The organism is Clostridium sp. MB05 (assembly GCF_046581255.1).
Lineage (GTDB): Bacteria > Bacillota > Clostridia > Clostridiales > Clostridiaceae > Clostridium.
This window is the reverse complement of sequence record NZ_CP174370.1, coordinates 3,736,700-3,756,342: the sequence shown is the minus strand read 5'-3', so window position 1 is coordinate 3,756,342 and position 19,643 is coordinate 3,736,700. Positions and strand designations below refer to the sequence as shown.

Annotated in this window: 13 protein-coding genes; 11 read left to right on the top strand and 2 right to left on the bottom strand. The window is 27.6% G+C overall.

Features of this window, described 5'->3' with window-relative positions; translation table 11 throughout:
• Positions 1 to 112 precede the first annotated feature (112 nt).
• From ACH36K_RS17635 to ACH36K_RS17620, 4 genes are all read left to right on the top strand, one after another.
• Complete coding sequence (locus ACH36K_RS17635) at positions 113 to 4,060, top strand: MucBP domain-containing protein (RefSeq protein ID WP_411168895.1); 3,948 nt, start codon at positions 113 to 115, stop codon at positions 4,058 to 4,060.
• A gap of 493 nt (positions 4,061 to 4,553) precedes the next feature.
• On the top strand, positions 4,554 to 5,252 hold the full coding sequence (locus tag ACH36K_RS17630; protein ID WP_411168894.1) for an N-acetylmuramoyl-L-alanine amidase family protein: 699 nt from the start codon (positions 4,554 to 4,556) through the stop codon (positions 5,250 to 5,252).
• Positions 5,253 to 6,114: 862 nt separating this feature from the next.
• Positions 6,115 to 6,657 carry a hypothetical protein gene (locus tag ACH36K_RS17625; protein ID WP_411168893.1) on the top strand — a complete coding sequence of 181 codons (543 nt, stop codon included), beginning with the start codon at positions 6,115 to 6,117 and terminating at the stop codon, positions 6,655 to 6,657.
• Positions 6,654 to 7,121, top strand: coding sequence for a hypothetical protein (locus tag ACH36K_RS17620; RefSeq protein WP_411168892.1), 468 nt, complete (start codon positions 6,654 to 6,656; stop codon positions 7,119 to 7,121). Before ACH36K_RS17625 ends, ACH36K_RS17620 begins: the two co-directional genes overlap by 4 nt.
• Before the next feature lie 44 nt (positions 7,122 to 7,165).
• Here the strand turns inward: ACH36K_RS17620 and ACH36K_RS17615 are convergent, their stop codons facing one another.
• Positions 7,166 to 8,926, bottom strand: coding sequence for an ATP-dependent metallopeptidase FtsH/Yme1/Tma family protein (locus ACH36K_RS17615; protein WP_411168891.1), 1,761 nt, complete (start codon positions 8,924 to 8,926; stop codon positions 7,166 to 7,168).
• Positions 8,927 to 9,149: 223 nt separating this feature from the next.
• On the opposite strand from ACH36K_RS17615, the gene ACH36K_RS17610 reads away from it, so the two are divergent.
• The 6 genes from ACH36K_RS17610 (at position 9,150) to ACH36K_RS17585 (ending at position 14,372) form a co-directional block, all read left to right on the top strand.
• On the top strand, positions 9,150 to 9,611 hold the full coding sequence (locus tag ACH36K_RS17610; protein ID WP_411168890.1) for a hypothetical protein: 462 nt from the start codon (positions 9,150 to 9,152) through the stop codon (positions 9,609 to 9,611).
• 25 nt (positions 9,612 to 9,636) lie between these two features.
• On the top strand, positions 9,637 to 10,593 hold the full coding sequence (locus tag ACH36K_RS17605) for a YkvA family protein (protein WP_411168889.1): 957 nt from the start codon (positions 9,637 to 9,639) through the stop codon (positions 10,591 to 10,593).
• Between the two features lie 32 nt (positions 10,594 to 10,625).
• Positions 10,626 to 11,252, top strand: a complete 627-nt coding sequence (locus ACH36K_RS17600; RefSeq protein WP_411168888.1) for a viroplasmin family protein — start codon at positions 10,626 to 10,628, stop codon at positions 11,250 to 11,252.
• 82 nt (positions 11,253 to 11,334) lie between these two features.
• The gene (locus tag ACH36K_RS17595; RefSeq protein WP_411168887.1) at positions 11,335 to 11,508 is read left to right on the top strand and encodes a YtxH domain-containing protein; all 174 of its coding nucleotides are present in this window, start codon (positions 11,335 to 11,337) and stop codon (positions 11,506 to 11,508) included.
• A 284-nt stretch (positions 11,509 to 11,792) separates the two neighbouring features.
• Positions 11,793 to 13,094: a helix-turn-helix domain-containing protein gene (locus ACH36K_RS17590; RefSeq protein ID WP_411168886.1), complete on the top strand. Its 1,302-nt coding sequence runs from the start codon at positions 11,793 to 11,795 to the stop codon at positions 13,092 to 13,094.
• A gap of 18 nt (positions 13,095 to 13,112) precedes the next feature.
• On the top strand, positions 13,113 to 14,372 hold the full coding sequence (locus ACH36K_RS17585; protein WP_411168885.1) for a helix-turn-helix domain-containing protein: 1,260 nt from the start codon (positions 13,113 to 13,115) through the stop codon (positions 14,370 to 14,372).
• A 304-nt stretch (positions 14,373 to 14,676) separates the two neighbouring features.
• Here the strand turns inward: ACH36K_RS17585 and ACH36K_RS17580 are convergent, their stop codons facing one another.
• Positions 14,677 to 16,743: a helix-turn-helix domain-containing protein gene (locus ACH36K_RS17580; protein WP_411168884.1), complete on the bottom strand. Its 2,067-nt coding sequence runs from the start codon at positions 16,741 to 16,743 to the stop codon at positions 14,677 to 14,679.
• Positions 16,744 to 16,926: 183 nt separating this feature from the next.
• Between ACH36K_RS17580 and clpB the strand changes: the two genes are divergently transcribed.
• A complete protein-coding gene (clpB, locus tag ACH36K_RS17575; protein ID WP_411168883.1) occupies positions 16,927 to 19,530 on the top strand; it encodes an ATP-dependent chaperone ClpB in 2,604 nt (867 codons plus the stop codon).
• Positions 19,531 to 19,643: the final 113 nt, after the last annotated feature.

The following is a 19,643-nucleotide window of genomic DNA, read 5'->3' as shown; positions in this document are numbered from 1 at the left end:
TGCAATTTATAAAGCCCATAACAAAAATTGAAATAGTTTTTGTTATGGGCTTTTTTTTATTAAAAAAATTTATTTTGAAAGGTAGTAAGTATTATAAAGAGAGGATATTACTATGATTAAAAAAATTAATTTATTTGTTCTATTAGCTTTTTTTATGAATATACTTGTTCAGGGTTTAAACTTAAAGAGTGTATCGGCCAATGAAAATGTAAATTTAGAAATTAACCTAAAAAAAGCTATTACAGGAACTGCGCCGTTCAATACTATGGGCATGGGACCGGGGCTACATCCTGGAGATGATTATAGTGATAATGATAATTATGTTCGAACAATGGACATAATTACTTATGAGATTCACTATTCAGTAAATCCAGCAGGAGGAGTGGCAAGCAATACTGTTATAACAAGTACAATACCACTTAATGCTGAAGGAAAAACTGTCGCTGTATGGGAAGATAAGTTAACTACTATGTATCCAGGGCTTATTATTTCAGATGGTGGAAGAACTTTAACTTATAATATTGGTAATGTGACAGCGGGAAATGCTTATACATTTTCACCTACTGCAAAAGTTTTAACCACTGCAGGAAATGGAGAGGCATTTTCATTATCAGCATCAATTAGTGCTGATAATGCGAATGTAAAAACTACACAACCGTATACAGCTACAGTATCGGCACTACCGAAGGTTGACTTAAGTAAACAGACAGATGGAAGCTTTGATGCACTTGGGCCTAACGGAGAAAAAGGAAAAGTTTATACCTTTGCTATTGGACTTACGATTGGTGATGGAAAAGGTGGGGAGGCTGTACCAGGTACAATAACTTTTACAGATGATTTGAGTAATTTTGGATTACCAAATGCAAGATTGTATAACTTTGATGGTAAACCAGCGGTTGGAGTTAATGGAGATGGTAGATGCCTAGTATCTTTACCAAATGGGAGAACTGCTACTACTCAGTACGATGAATTTTCAGTATCAGGAACACCAACAATATCAGCTACTCAATCTTCACCAGGAGCAAATGTAGACATAAGTATTAGCAATATAGATCAAGAAGGGAGATATTTCCCAACAAAAAATGCAAATGGTACGGCTATTTCAGCAGATAAAAAATATATATTTGCAGGATATATATCACTTTGGGTTGATTACAATGATATTCCTGTAGGTTATACCGATGTAATTAACAAATATACAAATTTATCTTTAACTGGAGTAAGTGGAACTCAAAATTATGGGGGGCAGCCAGAACCTTTAGATAATAATGTGATTAAATTTAATGTGTATAGAGCACCAGAGGGAACAGGAAATTTTTCTGCAAATTATCTTATGTACACCATAAGTGCAGATGAGTATAGGAATTTACCTACTCAAATGGATATTTTATCAGGTGATGGAGTAGTGTATCCGGGGCAGGTATTTGGATTGACTGCAACAAGCGGTAATGGGGGAAATATTCCATTAAATAATTATGAAATGCTTATTAAGATAGATCCAAGCAGGCTTAAGGTTACTGATTTGCAAGGTAAACCAGGTGTTGCATATGTACTTAAAGGTACCCCTGGATTAGATGATATTCTACAAGTACAATATGGAACAGGTACCTATGATAATTTTGATATACAACAAAATGACAATGCTAAAGATGCAACTTGGTATAATAGCACTACAGAAGCTTTAGATTCAGGAAGTGGACCTATAAATAAGGTTAGGCTTATTACAAAGCCAGGAAAAAGCCTACCTGTAGGTGCTGATAATATTATGTTTGGAGTAAATGTTGCAGCTTTAAATAATCCGATTAATACGGTAATACCTTCAGTTATGGCTGTTAGAGCTGACGAAGTAAATAGTGGAAACTGGCAAATGTCGAATTATGACCCAATAAATCATAACAGAAATTTAGGGGATAGGGTATTTATAACAGAAGTATTATCTAGAATACAAAAAGATACAGAGCCATCTGGAATTAAGACTTCTGAAGTTAATAAGGAAGTTACTTTTAAGATAACTCCTACATTAACTACAGATTCTAGATATACAAATGTTACTACAGTAGATAATGTTACTGTAACAGATACATTGCCAAAGGGGCTTACGTATATTCAAGGAAGCGGTAGTTTAGAACCAGACAGCGTAGTTAAAAATCAAGATGGAACCACAACTATTCAATGGACTTTAATAAATGTTAATATAAATGCACCTATTGAACCAATATTATATAAAACCATTGTTGATTTTAATGTTAAAAATGCAACGGTTTTAGAGAATAAAACGGTTATTAGTACACCATTAGACAGCAGTGCAGAAGCATTTAGGACTTCTAAGTATGGATTAAATATTGTAAATTTAAGTGCTTGGGGTATAGGTAAATTTACACCTGAACCTACTGTTGAATTAGGTGATGATTTAACATACACCTTAAAATATGCAGTGTTTAAGGAAGAAGCATTTAGTGATTTTAACCTCATAGATATACTTCCTTATAATGGAGATACAAGAACTCCTGCAAGTAATTTTAACGGCGGATATACAATTAAAGAACTTTCAGGAACTAATGGAGAAACTTTTTATTTTACAACAGATCCTCAAAGTAGTATAAATAGAGATCCTTCATTGAATACAAATACATGGATACCATATACACCTGAGGTAGCTACAGGTAAAAACATTACAGCTATAAAAATTCATGCAAATACTCTTACTTCTACTGATGGAGCAAAAGAAGTTACAGTTAAATTAGCTCCAGCTAATAATAAGGGTGGAGATATATACACAAATAATTTTAGTGGTAGAGTTTCAAATGTAAATGCTATTGTATATTCTAATGATGTTCCTATAACAGTGGTTTCAAGTTCTATAGGCGACTATGTATGGAATGATGCAAATGGTAATGGAGTAAAGGATTCAGGTGAATTAGGAATTCCTAATGTAACAGTAAATCTTTTAGATCAACAAGGTAATAAGATAGCATCTACTGTAACGAATAGTGAAGGTTATTATAGCTTTAACGAATTACATTCAGGAAGTTATCAAGTGAAAGTTGATGAAAGTACATTACCTAATAATTTGATTCAAACTTATGATTTGGACAAGGTTTTAGATAATTCAACAATAATTCAGCTTGATGCTAATACACAGAATCATGATGTAAATTTTGGATATAAAGAAAAACTAGGAAATCTAGTAGTAAAATACTTGGAGCAAGGAACAAACAAGGAGCTTGCACCAGAGGTTACAGGCAAGGAAAAAGTAGGAACAGATTATACAACAATAGCAGAAGCAATAGATGGATATACATTAGTAAGTACACCATCAAATGAAACAGGAAAGTATGTAGATGGAACAGTAGAAGTAATATATTATTATGCAAAAACAATACCATGGACACCGTTAGAGCCAGCTGAAAGGTTAGGAAATCTAGTAGTAAAATACTTGGAGCAGGGAACAAACAAGGAACTTGCACCAGATGTTACAGGTAAGGAAAAAGTAGGAACAGATTATACAACAAAAGCAGAAGTAATAGATGGATATACTTTAGTAAGCACACCATCAAATACAACAGGACAATATATAGATGGAACAGTAGAAGTAATATATTATTATGCAAAAACAATACCATGGACACCGTTAGAGCCAGCTGAAAGGTTAGGAAATCTAGTAGTAAAATACTTGGAGCAGAGAACAAACAAAGAACTTGCGTTACAAATAGGAGATAAGGGTTTAGTAGGAACAGAATATTTCACAACAGCAAAAGATATTGATGGATATGAGCTGGTTGCAGTACCAAGTAATGAAAAAGGTAAGTATATAGATGGAACAGTAGAAGTAATATACTTCTATTCTCCAAAAAAAGTAACTATATCACAAAGTACAGCGCCACAAAACACAGTGCCACAAAAAGTATCACAAGGCACAGTACAGCAAGATAAAATTGAAGAAGAAGCACCTTTATTGCCAAAGACTGGTGAAGAAGGTTACATTTTATATTATGTTTTAGGGGCATTGTTTTTAATCGCTGGATTAAGACTAACTTCAAGAAAAAGTAAAAAAATATAGTGTAATTTAATAATGAGACCTCTATAATGTATTCTATTTAATATATTATAGAGGTTCTTTTTTCAGTTTTAGAGTTTATATAATTTGTATTACATGTTGTATTAAGGAATTGAACTTATACAATAAAAGTAGATTATATGAAATTGTTATTTTATTGAATAATGATATTTCTTTTTGGGATTAGTGAGCTCCCAGAAAGAAGTTTTGTTTGTCTTGTGCTATTAACAATATTTCTATTAAGAAAAATTTTTTCTTAAACTAAATGAATGAATCTAAGTAATTAATTATAAAAAAAATTACTATTTATTAAGATGATATAACTAAAAAAATTTATTGTCGTAAATAGCTAGTACTTTTTTATATTTGTAAAAACAACAGATATAAAAATTAATTTTGTAACCAAGTTTAAATATCTTCAGTATACTAAATTAAGAATCAATATAATAATTGTATATTTATATATCTGCATATTTATATATAAAGAACAGGAGGGATGGAAGTGGCAAAGTGGGTACTAGATGCAGGACATGGTGGCAATGACCCAGGGGCAATAGGTAAACATGGTAGAAGAGAAGCAGACGTAGTTTTAGAAGCAGTGTATGAAGCAAAAAGATTATTAGAAAGAAACGGAGAAATAATATTACTGACTAGAGCATCAGATGTAACGGTAGATTCAAAAGATAGAGCAAGTATAGCTAATAATTGGAATGCAGATTACTTTATTAGCTTCCACATGAATTCCTTTGTTGAAGAGTCAGTAAAGGGAAGTGAAATAGTAATATTCGAAAAAGGCCATAAATCAGAAGAATTAGCAAAATTTATAAAAGATGAGCTACTTGCAAATCTAAAATCTAATGATAGAGGAATAAAAGAAGCTAGCTATACTGTTTTAAGAGAGACAAGTATGCCAGCAGTTATTATAGAAGCTGAATTTATATCTAATGAAGACATAGAAAAAAACTTTAGTAGTATTAAATACGGGTACATGGTAGCCAAAGCTTGTTTAGCTATGGTTGATAAGGTTTTACTAGATGCTCCACCAAAAAAACCTAAAACTCCTACAAGAGAAGGCTGGAGAATTTGTATAGGATATTATCAGGATTATGAAGAGGCAGAAGTAGAATTAATGAAATTAAATAAGAATGGATTAAAAGAAGCTTATATTGTTCCTTATCCAGAAGAAAGTAAATAAGTAGCAGTTTAGAAAATAATTAAGCTGATTTTAATATGTAATTAGTAGACAGTTTCGAATAGCCTAATTATCTAATTAAATTTTCAAACAAGGATAAGTTTGTTTAACTCTAATATATTTTATTTAAATTTAATTTTAGACATTAATCTATAATTTAAAATTAGTATGCTAAAAAATTAAAAGCTATAATTCTGTATTGATATACGTGAAATTATAGCTTTTTTATATAAGTTTATTCAGAGTAAACAAAAATACATGATATTAAAATATTAAAAAAATAATAGCTCTTAAATGGATTAAAATATTAATTTTTTATTTTAGTGTAAAATTTTAAGTTAGAGAAATTATAAGAATTAACTATGTTACATGGTATAATTTGTATATAAAATAACTTAGATTAATGAATAATTGCAATTGATTGAGAAGGGAGTTATATTCTAAAAAGGAGTTTTCATGGAGATAATATTTGAGTTTTTATTTACTATATTGATTGAAGGCTGTTTTGAGGTGATTTCCAGTCAAAAAGTTAATATTGTAATTAGAAAAATTATTTTAGGCATTATTACACTTTTTTATGTTTGTTTAAGCATATTATTTATTATACTTTTGGTTAAAGTTAATAGCATTGTAGCTAAAATGATTTTGGGTTTAGCCATAACATTAATTTTATCAATTCTAATTAAGTTATGGGTAAAGTTATATAAAAACAAAGTATTTTAAGCAATGCATAATTTTAATTTAAGACTAGCTATTTAAATTATTAAAGGTGATGTTTTTGTATTATTAGTTAAAGCAGCTTTTAACTAAATCGATATTATAAAAAATTTTTAATTATTATATGCAGAACATAGGAGTTGATATTATGGAAATTAAATATAAAAATACTATTGAAGACGTTGAAATTTTCTGTAATTACTTTAGTGAGAAGTTCTTAAAAGGATCTTTATATATAGAGAAATTTCTTCTAGTTGCAATACCTTTTTTTAGTGGAATATATTATTCAAATGTAGAAAATACTAGTCTATATTTTTTTACTAATTCTGTAGTAATGACAATAATAGTAATATATATGATATTTAAATTAGAACCTAAATTTAAAAGAAATGTTGCAAAAAAACAAGCAATTAAAATGTTTAATAAGAACAAATATTTTTCTAATGAAAAAACTTTAAGCATAGATAATGAATCAATTATTGTAAAATATGATAATGATAGTTTAGAAATAAAATTAAATAAAGGTATTGTATTAGATGTACTTGATAAATATATAATAATAATAGCTACAAAAAAAATAGGCTATGAAAGAAACTTAATAATTCCTATTAATGTATTTAACAGTGAAGAAGAAAAAAATGAATTTATTGAAAAAATAAAATCAATTATCTATGAAAGGAAATTATTATGAGTATTATAGATGTTATTATTCCTTTAATTTTTATTGTTATAACCCTTGATCAATTTAGATATATAAAGAAATTATTAGTAAGGACAAGAAAAAGCTTTACTGAAATATCTATTGTAGTACTAGGTATATTTATTTTTATAGGTATTACATATTTTTATGCAAGGACTTGGATTCACTATATAATAGGAGTATTAGGTATTTTTATGTTTATAAGTATGTGGATTAAACAGGGGATTACCTTGAATGGTTTTACATCAATGTACAGGTATAAACCGTGTATACTATGGAGTGAAATTCAAAAAGTTTCGGTGATTTATGGAAAAGATATAAAGGTTAAATTATTTGGTGGCTTTATGGAGCAAGCCTTCCGTTTTAAAAAGAGTGATTATGAGAAAGTTACTGATATTTTAAGAGAAAAGCTACCTGCACAAGTACACTTAGATTTGATATATAATAAAGAATAGTAAAAAAATCTACTGATGTTTCAGTAGATTTTTTTAGAGGAATTTTATAGATTAATTTTTTCTATCATTAAAAGCTTGTATATTTCTTCTTCATCAAGAGTTTCTTCTTCTATAAGATTCATAGCTAATTTATTTAGAGTTTTTTTATTAGATTTAAGCAATTCTAGTGTTTCTTCATAAAGAGAGTTTACTAGTTCCCTACATTCTTCAACTACTGGATTTCCATAACTATTTGAAAGAGGACCTAGGCTTGAAAGTTTTAATAGTCCTAAGGTTTTACCCATACCATACTCTGCGATCATAGACATAGCTATTTCTGTAGTCTGGCTTAAGTCACCTTGAGCTCCAGTTGAAATTTTATCAACTCCAAATATGATTTCTTCAGCCGCTCTACCTCCTAAAAGAACCATAATTCTATTTTTAAGATAATCTAACCTTTGGTAAGAACTATCTTTAGGAATAGTTAATGTGTATCCGCCAGCTCCTTTAGTAGTTGGAATAATAGTTATTTTTGAAACTTTATCCTCTGGAGTTTTGAATATAGAAACAAGAGCATGTCCAGCTTCATGATAAGAAGTTAATAGCTTATCTTCTTCAAGATAATGACTTCTTTCTTTTTTTTCATGACCAGCAAGAACAATTGAATAAGCTCTATTTATGTGGTCTTGTCTTAATAATGTTGAATTATCTTTTGCTGCAATTATTGCAGCTTCATTAATCAAATTTTCTAATTTTGCACCAGAGAAATAAGCTGTTTTTCTAGCAATATCCTTTAAGTTCAGTTTATCATGTGGCTTATTTTCTAAGTGTAATGAAATTATTTTTTCTCTTGCACTAATATCAGGTAAGGCTACTTCTATATGCCTATCAAATCTACCGGGTCTTAATAAAGCTGAGTCAAGAGTGTCTAGTCTATTAGTTGCAGCAATAACAACTATACCTTCCTTTTCACTAAAGCCTGACATTTCTGTTAATAAAGCATTTAATGTTTGATCTCTTTCATCATTTCCACTAGAGGAACTTGAGCCACCTCTTTTTTTACCTATTGCATCTATTTCATCTATGAAAATGACAGCTTTACCTTGAGACTTTGCTTTTTTAAATAAATTTCTTATCCTAGCAGCACCAACCCCTACGTAAACTTGTACAAAATCTGATCCACTTAATGCATAAAATGGAACATTTGCTTCACCTGCAACAGCTTTTGCTAGTAAAGTTTTACCAGTTCCTGGAGAACCATAAAGTATTACACCTTTAGGCATTCTTGCACCGTAATTTTTATATTTTTCAGGATTTTTAAGAAAATCAACTATATCCATTAAGCTTTCTTTAGCTTCTTCATTGCCAGCAACTGAATTAAAGTTAAATAAATTATTAGTGTCTTCAGAAAAATCCTTAATATCTAAATTAGTTATACTTGATGCTCCAAGATTTTTTTTCTTTAGAGAAATAAAAACTATTGCAATAACTGATATTAAAAGAATGCTAGAAGAAATTGTTTTAGTAGGACTCATTACATTCGTATCTAGTACTTCTATATTGTTTTTTAACAACTCCTCTTTTAACGTAGGACTATTAGGATTATTAGTTGAATACTTTGATCCATCTTTCAAAAATATAGTTAAATTAGAATTATTATTAATTACTACTTTAGAAATATTATTAAGGGTTATATCTTCTAAAAAGCTTGAATATTGTTTACTATGGTTAGCTTTAGATGCAATGCTTGTATATCCTAAAAATATAGTAGAGAAAATTGCAGTAGCTATTGGTATCCAAATTAAATTTTTCTTTAGTTTGTTCATCATTACCTCCTAAATAGAAGATGAATTTTCAAGAATATTGTAACACTTTAAAATATTTAGTCTACTTAAAATCATATAATTTTCCAATGTAAGTATTGGTTCATTTGTAAAATCAAAATAAATCTTTTAAGTTCATTATAAATGGAGTATACTTTAAGTAAAATAACTGACTAATTAGACTAATATCTTTAATAAGTAATATAGCAAGGGGAGATTTTATAAAATGATTAACTCAACTGCGTTAACATCAGAAGATATTATTGAAATAGTTAATTTAAAATGCAAAGAAAAAGGAATAGAGGTAACCCATATAGAAATAACTAATGGAATAAAATTTTCAGGGAGAATAAATGCTAAAATAAATAGCAGTTTTAATGGTACACTATATATAAGAGAATTTGTTCATAATAAAATAATACTAGAACTAGATAGATTAAATATAACAAGCTTTGGAGTTTTAAAAAAGGCCAGTAATATAATTTTAAAAGCCATGATAAAGCTTCTTGGAGAAGATTATTTAAATATAAAAGGAAACAATATAATTATTAATTTAGAAAAGATAAATAGTGATAGTATTAGTTACAATAAATCAAATATATCAAACACATCAATAACTGATGTATATATTAAGGACAAGTACTTATATATAATTGGTACAAACTTAGATATGTATTTAAATGCATAAACGACTTTTATAATAGGAGGTAATTATGAATATATCAGGAATTAAGGTTTTGTTAACAGGAGATGATTTACTTAGTATAATAAATGATTTTGTAAAAGTAGACGGGTTAAATTTATCAAATATTGAAATTGGAGAAGAAATAAAATTACAAGGAAACTACAAAAAAGGGTTTAACCTAGAATTTATTGCAGGAGTAAAGCTTAAAAGAGTAGAAAATGGAATTATACATGGAGAAGTGTCATCCTTTAAAATAGCAAAAATGAAAATATTTTCTTTAGTAAGAAAAATGGCCTTAAAATATGCACTTAAATCACTAGAAGAAAAAGGTATTCATTATGAAGCTGGTAAGGTAGTAATAAACTTAAAAAGTATATTAAAGAATGTACCATATGTAGATTTAGATATTTCAGATATACATATTAAACAAGATATATTAAATGTAGATGTATCAAATATTAATATTTCCTTAGATGGAAGCATAAAGAAGGAAGAAATAGAAGTTGTAGAAGTAGAAGAAGTAGTTGAAGAAATAAGTGAAGATATAGAAAAAATCAAAGATTGTTATAGTAGCGGCAGAGAATATTTAGAAAATAAATTACCTCAAAAAATAAAGACATATAGTGATTATCTATTTATAATACCTGATATGACAGCTTTGTTATATAGACTGTTAAAGGATAAGAGAGTATCAGTAAAAACTAAGCTGATAATATCAGGTGCAGTTGCATATGTAGCATTTCCAACAGATATTATACCTGACAACATTCCTTTTATAGGTAAAATTGATGAAATAGCAGTAGCATTCTTCGCTTTAGATAGAATTGTAGCTGACGTACCAATTAATATAATATTAGAAAATTGGGAAGGAAAAAATGATATAATATTAGTTATTAAAAACATACTAGAATATGTAACTAACTTTACTGGAGCAAGAAATGTTGAGAAAGTATATAACTTTGTAGAAGAAGTAATGTCGTTGTAAAATTAGTAGATCTAGTTTTAAGGAGGATAATTTTGAAGTACTATTCAGTTTATAGAGGAAAATCGGAAGTACCTAAAATATTTACAAGCTGGGAAGAATGCAAAAAAGAGGTAATAGGACAAAAAGGAGCCATATATAAAAGTTTTAAAACAGAAAAAGAAGCCATTGAGTTTTTATCTTTAATGGCAAGTGGAAGAAGCGGAAGCAAGGAAGTTAGAAAAGAAGAAGAAACTTTAAGTGAAAAGGGTCTTATTATATATGTAGATGGAAGCTTTATGCTTGATAAGGGAAATTTTTCTTATGGATTAGTAGCTATAAATGATGGAGAAGTAATACATAAAGAAAGTGGTGTAGGCTTTGACGAAGAAGCTATACCATTAAGAAATGTTTCTGGAGAAGTTTTAGGTGCTATGAAGGCTGTAGAATTTGCAGATAAAAATAATTTTAAAGAAGTAACAATAGCTTTTGATTATCAAGGTATTGAATGTTGGGCTTTAGGCACATGGAAAAGAAATAATAAGATAACAGCTTCATATCATGAATTTATGAAGGAAAATATGAGAAATATGAAGGTAAAATTTAAAAAGATAAAGGGTCATAGTGGTAATACTTACAATGATATGGCAGATAAGTTAGCAAAGGAAGCACTTATAAAGTAGTTCCATAAATTTCATGGATAAAGACATTAATATTACTAATAATAACTATATCAACTTTAAAATAATTATAGAGGTGATTTATATGTCAAAAATGATGAGAAATATGGCTGCTGGAGCAGTATTAGGTGTGGCAGTAAGTGCAATGATTTTACCACAACTAGATAAAAAGTCTCAAAGAAATATGAAAAGAGCTGGAAGAAGGGCTATGAATATGGCAGGAGACGCATATGACACAATAATGGGTTATATGAAATAAAACATTTAAAAGAGTAGGAAAATCCTGCTCTTTTTTCTTTTAATATTAAAGTTATATTGCAATTTTAAGTGGATTTAATTACAATATTTTTAATTTATTCCATGAATTAAATAAGTTTAATAAATAAAAAATAAAAAAATTATTGCAAAATTTATAATTTGACGAAAAACATCTAATTTATAGAGTGATTTATAATAATAACTATTTAAGTTTGTTAAATTATGATATAATTGAATAAAAACAAGAAAATTATTAATATATAGGAATGAAAAGGAAGAGTATTGATGGAAATTCTTGCATTAGGGGAAAAAATAAAGAGAAGAAGAAAAGAATTAGATATGACTCTTAAGGATTTAGCTGGAGATAGGATTACCCCCGGCCAGATAAGTTTGGTAGAATCAGGTAGATCAAATCCTTCTATGGATTTATTAGAATACTTGGCAGGTGCATTGCAAACTTCGGTAGAGTATTTAATGGAATCTGAAGAAACTCAAGCTGAGAAGATTAGTATTTACTATGAACAAATTGCTCAATCATACATTCTATCAGGAGATTATATAACAGGAGAAAAATATATAGAAAATGCTTTATACTATGTAGAAAAATATAACTTAGAATATAGAAAAGCCAAGATCCTATATCTGCGTGCTCAAATATATGTGGAAAAGAATGAGTTGACTTTGGCTCAGCAATTTTTCTTATCATCAAATGTAATATTCATTAAAAATAATAACTATGAAGAAGTAATAAACACTTTTTTAAATTTGGGAAAAATAACACTACATTTAAAAGCATACTATTCTGCAAGTAGTTATTTAAGACAAGCTGAAAAGGTCTACTTAGATAACAATATAGGAAATGATTCATTACTTGGTGAAATATACTACTATATGGCTAAATCCTATTTTAAGACTGAGAATATAGGAAAGGCTATAGATTATTCTTTTTTAGCAAAAAGTAAGTTTGAACAAGTTCATAATAGAGAAGAATATGCTAAGACACTTCTATTAATATCAGAAGAGTATAATAAAAAAGGTGACTTATCTAATGCTATAAAATATTCTCAAAAGACTTTGGAAGTTTACAAAGAGTTAGAAGAATTAAGCAATATTTCAGAAATAGAAAACAATTTAGGAAAGCTATTTTATGAGTTTGAAAATATAGAAGAATCTTTTAAGCATTATGAAATTTCCAAAGAAATTAGAATAAGAAGAAAAGACACTAAAATAATAGATACATTAATAAATATCTGTGAGAATTATATTAAATTAAAAAACATTCCAAAGTGTGAAGAAGTGTTAGAAGAAATAAGTTATTACTTAGAAGAAGATGATATGGGAAGATTAATAGATTTAAATATATTATGGTACAGAATTTATACTATAAAAGAAATGTCTAAAGAAGCAGAGTATATTTTATTAGATACATATAAATTAGCTAAAGCAAATAATTTGTATAATCAAGCTGGACAATTAGCTATTATGATAGGTAAATTCTATATAGATAATAAAAAAGATTTTGAAGCAGCTAAATATTTAGATGAGGGAGTTAATATTTTTAAGGAAATAGGAATACTTAAAAATTAATTCAAGCGGGGGTTTTAAATGGAAATATTATCAACTGGAGAGAAAATAAAGAGGGCACGAATATATCAGGGGATAACTTTAAAGGAATTATGTGGAGATAAGGTGTCCATATCAAAGATGAGCTGCATTGAAAATGGTAAGATAAAAGCTGATAAAGAGATTTTATACTATATATCTAATAAGCTTGGAATTGATTATGACTATTTAGTTAGAGATGTTGAGGAACAGATAGTTAGCAATCTTGAGTTAATAAGAAACAATTTAGTATCAGAAGATGAAATAGATAATGTAATAAATCATAATTTAAAGTATGCATTAGAATATTCCTATAATGATTTAGCTTTTGAACTTATACATAGACTATTTAATTTTTATGTAGAAAATAATAAAGTTGAAAATATACAGCTAATAATATCACAATATTATGACTTATATCAAAAGAACAATACTCGAGAGAATACAATAATTTATTATATAGATATGGCTACATTTTTTTATAGCATAAAAGAGTACAATGAAGCTGTAAATTATTATAGTAGAACAAAAGATTTTATAAAAGATTCTAAGGATTTTGATAAAATAAAGTACGCTTATATTTGCTATAAAGAAGGAAAGTGTTATGCAAAATTAGCATTTCTAGAAGAAGCATATACTTCATTAAAAGAATCAGTAAAATATATTGATTATGTTACTGATTCTATGGAAAAGGGTGACATATATCATTGTTTTGCTATAGTTAGCATAAGATTAAAGAAAAAAGATGCTGATAAGTATATAAATATGGCTTATGAATATCAAAAAGAAGATTCAATGGTTATGGCAATAGCAAAAGGAAAAAATAGTGAGAGCTATTTTTATGTAAATGAAAGAGAAAAAGCAATTCAAGAAATTAAAGAGGGAATAAGTTTATTTCCATCTAATAATAAGAATAAATATGTTAAGTTTTTAAATAAGTGTATAAGAACACTATATAATAATGAAGAGTATGATTATGCTTATGAAATTTCAGATACAGCCTTAAACTATGCTATTGATACAGATGATATAGTTTTAATAGAAGATGCTTATTACTTAAAGGGAATGATTTTACAAAAAAAAGGCTTATATGTTCAAGCAGAGATGTATATGAACTTGTCTTTAGATTCTCTTTTTAAATTTGGTAATAAAGAAAAGAGATATAAAAGGTACTTGGATATGGCAGATATGTATTATAAGCTAGGAGAAGTAAAGGATTCATTAAAATACTTTACATTAGCTATGAAGGTAAGTAAAGATTAATAAAAGGTAGTGTAGCACTACCTTTTTAACATTTAAGAATATTTATTTATATGGATGAAAAATTGATGTTAAAATACTTATTAATGAATACTTTGATAAAATACCAGGCATAAAGAATAAGCCTCTCATTGAAAATCAATCCTTTCTAAAATTTGAAAGTTATACTTATAATTAAATTATAATGAAATATAAGTATAAAAGAATTGACTTAAGTGTTAATATTTAAGTACATTTAAGTTATTAAAATTTAAAAAAATAATTTTAAAAAGTACAAAGAAACCATGAAATTTGGTTTCTTTGTACTTTATTTAATATTTTTTATTAAAATTAACTTAGCTGCATATCCTCTAAGTTCTGTTATTATATTTAATATGGTATTTTTCTTTGAGTACTTAAAATCTATTTTAGGGAAAGATGCCTTATGCAAAATTTCTTTTTCTTCCTTGTTTAACCTGTCTGGTGATCCCATAGATAGCCAGTAATTATAAGAAGATCCAACCTTTTCACTAATTTCATAAGTTATTATTCTAGAGGATTTTTTTATATTTTCAATATTTAAAGAAAATTTTCTTTTATATATTTTTCTTTTACCTCTTTTAGTAAATATATCATCATATTTTTGAAGTTCATTTATTTCATCTGTATAAGAATAAAGTAAAATACAGTATTCATCATCTTTTTTTGTAACTATATAGCCGTTTTCCATAGCAACAATTTCATTGCCTAGCTTACTAAGCAAATAATATGCATAATATGAAGGCTTTCTAATTCCCATGTCATTAACAAGTCCTGGAGCACCTATAAATACTTCATTAGTTAAACTAATTTCTTTTTCTAAAACATCAAAAGCTCTTAAAAAGCTTAAGGAGTCTTTATTAAAGATGGTATTATGAATTATATAGGGAAGCATATAAGTTGTATCATAAATTTTGTTTAAATTTTTAGTACATATAAAGTTATCTTCAATTACATCTAAATTACAATCCTCAATAAGGAAGGGTTGTAATGATGTTTTTATATCTGAAGATATAGCAGGAGTAAATTGAAATTTAAATTTAGATATATCAATATAGTCTATTTCTGAGAAATATTCAAAAAAGCTATTTAAAACTTGCTTATATTTATCAGACGTAAAATTAGAGTTATCAATTAATATAATAGGCTTTAAACCTATATAATCTAAAAATTCTATAACACTCTTTGCTTTATTCCAATTATAGAAATCAGCCTTAGGAAAAACCCCCATATCACTATTAAACATATTTTCAAGTCTTGCATAACTAAAATGAAGCTCCTCTTGAATTTCTTCTAGTATATCTTTGTTATCTTCGAGCAATAAATCAAAAGCATCATCTAGGTTTATTACTTCACTATAGCTTTTATCAAAGTCTTTTAGGGTTGTATCCATATCTATATGAATTTTCCAAAGTTTATTTTCATAATTAAATCTTTCATAATCTTCTAATTCATATGAAAGATATTCTAGAGCATCTTCTAATTTTAACATTTCAATTGATTTAATTTCTTCAAGTTCAGCATCGGTCAATTTATTTTTTTTCCTAAACTGAAGAGGAGTACAATCGTAATAATTTTTAAAATTTTTATTTAAATATCTGACATGAGAAAACCCAACTTCATCAGATATATCAGAAATACTTAAATCACTATCTAATAATAATTTTACAGATTCTTCAACTCTAGTAAGATTAACTAAGTCAGTAAAGCTGTATCCAGTAGCATATTTTATTTCATGTGATAAATAGTGTGGACTTAGAAATTCTTTTTTAGCTATTTCTTGTAATGTAATATTACTATCATAATTATTAAATATATATTTAGAAATTCTATGATATCTAGCAAGTTGTTCTGTTTTTTCTTTTAGCTCTTCTTTTTCATAAGTAAGATAATGAAAATTATTTATAAGATGATAAAGTAAATCAACTAAAATAGATTCTATTTCTTTATCATAATCATCTATTTTTTGAACTGATTCACATAAAAGCTTCACTAGAAAATTTCTAAGTAAGTCATATTCATCTCCCTCTTGAGCTCCATCATCAGTGGAATTTGTATAAAAGAATATATTATTTATATCTTTATAGTATTTTTCGAAAAAGTAAGGATCTATATGAAATATTAAAACCTTGTTATCCTCATTACTATAGATTCTATGAGATTCATCAACATTTATAATTTCAAGTTCTTTTTCTAATACTTCAAATGAGTCTGTATCTATATTTACATTTATACTTCCTTTTAGAACATATAATATCTCGATTGAGTTGTGCCAATGTATTGGGTATTCTTTGATATTTGCATAGGATATTTTAACTGGAGAATCTAGTGGATATGTTATATACTCTTTTCTCATAAAATCACCTCTTTTATAACTAAATTAAACTATAATTTAATTATAGCCTATTTTATATAAATAAGAAAATTTTAAGTGGAAAATTCAAAAAATATACTTTGACTTACTTTGACTTTTGTATTAATATATAAATATAGAAGAAAATAAAATTAGTAAAAAGGTAAAGATAAGGAGGAGTGAAGCATGAATATTGAGAAAATGACATTAAGAGTACAACAAGCTCTAAATGATGCCAGTTTAGTAGCAGTTAAATATAATCATCAGCAAGTAGAGTTAATACATTTATTTACAGCATTAGTTCAACAAGAAGGTGGGCTAATACCTAACATAGTAACTAAAATAGGCATTAGAGTTAAATCATTAGAGGAAGATTTAATTAAAATATTAGAAAAGATGCCAAGGGTTTTAGGTGAGGGTGCTAACTCTTCAGGTGTTTATGCAACAAGACAAATAGAAGAAGTTTTAGTAAAAGCAGAAGAGATAGCTAAGAAGTTTGAAGATTCTTATATTAGTGTTGAGCATATAATGCTTTCAATAATTGAAGTAGATAAAGGTGGAGAAGTTAAAAACTTATTAAATAAATATAATATAAATAAAAATACTTTTATGGAAGTTTTAAAAGAAGTTAGAGGCAATCAAAGAGTAGAAACACAAGATCCTGAAGGAACTTATGAGGCTTTAGGAAAGTATGGTACTAACCTTACAGAGCTTGCTAAAAAGCATAAGCTTGATCCTGTTATAGGAAGAGATGATGAAATAAGAAGAACAATAAGAATTCTTTCAAGGAGAACTAAAAATAATCCAGTATTAATTGGAGAACCAGGAGTAGGTAAAACTGCTATAATAGAAGGTTTAGCTGAAAGAATAGTTAAAGGAGATGTACCAGAGGGGTTAAAGAATAAAGTTATTTTCTCTTTAGATATGGGTTCATTAATAGCTGGAGCAAAATATAGAGGTGAGTTTGAAGAAAGACTTAAAGCAGTTTTAAAAGAAGTTCAAAGTAGTGAAGGAAGAATAATATTATTTATAGATGAGATTCATACTATAGTTGGTGCAGGAAAAACTGATGGAGCTATGGATGCTGGTAATTTAATAAAACCATTATTAGCAAGAGGAGAACTTCACTGTATAGGTGCTACAACCTTTGATGAATATAGAAAATATATGGAAAAAGATAAGGCATTAGAAAGAAGATTTCAACCAGTAATTGTAGATGAACCAACAGTAGAAGATACTATATCTATACTAAGAGGTTTAAAAGAAAGATTTGAAATTCATCATGGGGTAAGAATACATGACTCTTCATTAATAGCAGCTGCAAAATTATCATATAGATATATTCAAGATAGATATTTACCAGATAAAGCTATAGACTTAATAGATGAAGCTGGAGCTATGATAAGAACAGAAATAGATTCATTACCAACTGAACTTGATAATATAAGGAGAAAATTATTCCAATTAGAGATTGAAAGAGAAGCTCTAACTAAGGAAAGTGATGAAGGTTCTAAGAAAAAACTATCAGTATTAGAAAAAGATATAGCAGAGTTAAAAGCTAAAAATGATGAAATGACAGCAAAATTTGAAAAAGAAAGAGATGCTATAGTAAATCTTAGAGATTTAAAATCTAAACTAGATGGTGCAAGAGGTGATTTAGAAGCAGCTCAAAGAAATTATGATTATAATAAAGCTGCTGAAATACAATATAGTTTAATTCCAGCATTAGAAGAAGAAATAAAGCAAAAGGAAGTAGAAGTAAAAGAAAGCTATGAAGATGCTCTCTTAAAAGAAGAAGTAACAGAAGCAGATGTTTCAAAAATCCTTTCTAGATGGACTGGAATACCTGTTACTAATTTGTTAGAAGGTGAAAGAGAAAAGCTTTTAAGGTTAGAAAACGAAATGCAAGAAAGAGTAATTGGGCAAGAAGAAGCAATTACAGCAGTGTCTAATGCAATACTAAGAGCTAGAGCAGGATTAAAAGATGCAAATAAACCAATAGGGTCATTTATATTTCTAGGACCTACAGGGGTAGGTAAAACAGAACTTGCTAAAACTTTAGCTAGGAATTTATTTGATGCTGAAGAAAATATAATAAGAATTGATATGTCTGAATATATGGAAAAACATTCTGTATCTAGATTAGTTGGAGCTCCTCCAGGATATGTAGGCTATGATGAAGGTGGCCAACTTACTGAAGCTGTTAGAAGAAATCCGTATAGTGTAATATTATTTGATGAAATAGAAAAAGCACATGAAGATGTATTTAATATTTTCTTGCAAATCTTAGATGATGGTAGATTAACTGATAATAAAGGAAAAACAGTTGACTTTAAGAATGCTATAATAATTATGACATCTAATATAGGAAGTAACTATCTTCTAGAAAATAAAAGCGAAGAAGGCATAGATGGAAATATAAGAAAACAAGTTATGGATGAAATGAAATTAAGATTTAAGCCAGAGTTCTTAAACAGAGTAGATGATATAATAATGTTTAAGCCTTTATCAGAAAATGGAATTAAAAAGATAATAGATATTTTCTTAAGAGAAGTTTCTAATAAATTAAAAGATAAAAATATTACTTTAGAAGTAACTGATTCTGCGAAGACAATAATGGCAAGAGAAGGCTATGATGTAGTTTACGGAGCAAGACCTTTAAAGAGATATATTCAAAATGCACTTGAAAATAATTTAGCAAGAAAAATTATAAAAGGTGAAATAGGTTATGGATCAAATGTTATTGTAGATATTGAGGGTGAAGAAGTAATCATAAAGGCTAATATATAGAAAATTAGAAAAATATAAAAAGTTAAGGATTTCACCTTAACTTTTTATATTTGAATTACTTATATTTAATTTTTAAACAAAAAATTATTGACAAAATACGACTTGATGATGTA

Coding starts and splice junctions, on each gene's coding strand:
- clpB (WP_411168883.1), top strand. CDS start 16,927: ATGAATATTGAGAAAATGACATTAAGAGTACAACAAGCTCTAAATGAT.
- ACH36K_RS17625 (WP_411168893.1), top strand. CDS start 6,115: ATGGAAATTAAATATAAAAATACTATTGAAGACGTTGAAATTTTCTGT.
- ACH36K_RS17610 (WP_411168890.1), top strand. CDS start 9,150: ATGATTAACTCAACTGCGTTAACATCAGAAGATATTATTGAAATAGTT.
- ACH36K_RS17580 (WP_411168884.1), bottom strand. CDS start 16,743: ATGAGAAAAGAGTATATAACATATCCACTAGATTCTCCAGTTAAAATA.
- ACH36K_RS17590 (WP_411168886.1), top strand. CDS start 11,793: ATGGAAATTCTTGCATTAGGGGAAAAAATAAAGAGAAGAAGAAAAGAA.
- ACH36K_RS17615 (WP_411168891.1), bottom strand. CDS start 8,926: ATGAACAAACTAAAGAAAAATTTAATTTGGATACCAATAGCTACTGCA.
- ACH36K_RS17595 (WP_411168887.1), top strand. CDS start 11,335: ATGTCAAAAATGATGAGAAATATGGCTGCTGGAGCAGTATTAGGTGTG.
- ACH36K_RS17630 (WP_411168894.1), top strand. CDS start 4,554: ATGGAAGTGGCAAAGTGGGTACTAGATGCAGGACATGGTGGCAATGAC.
- ACH36K_RS17605 (WP_411168889.1), top strand. CDS start 9,637: ATGAATATATCAGGAATTAAGGTTTTGTTAACAGGAGATGATTTACTT.
- ACH36K_RS17620 (WP_411168892.1), top strand. CDS start 6,654: ATGAGTATTATAGATGTTATTATTCCTTTAATTTTTATTGTTATAACC.
- ACH36K_RS17585 (WP_411168885.1), top strand. CDS start 13,113: ATGGAAATATTATCAACTGGAGAGAAAATAAAGAGGGCACGAATATAT.
- ACH36K_RS17635 (WP_411168895.1), top strand. CDS start 113: ATGATTAAAAAAATTAATTTATTTGTTCTATTAGCTTTTTTTATGAAT.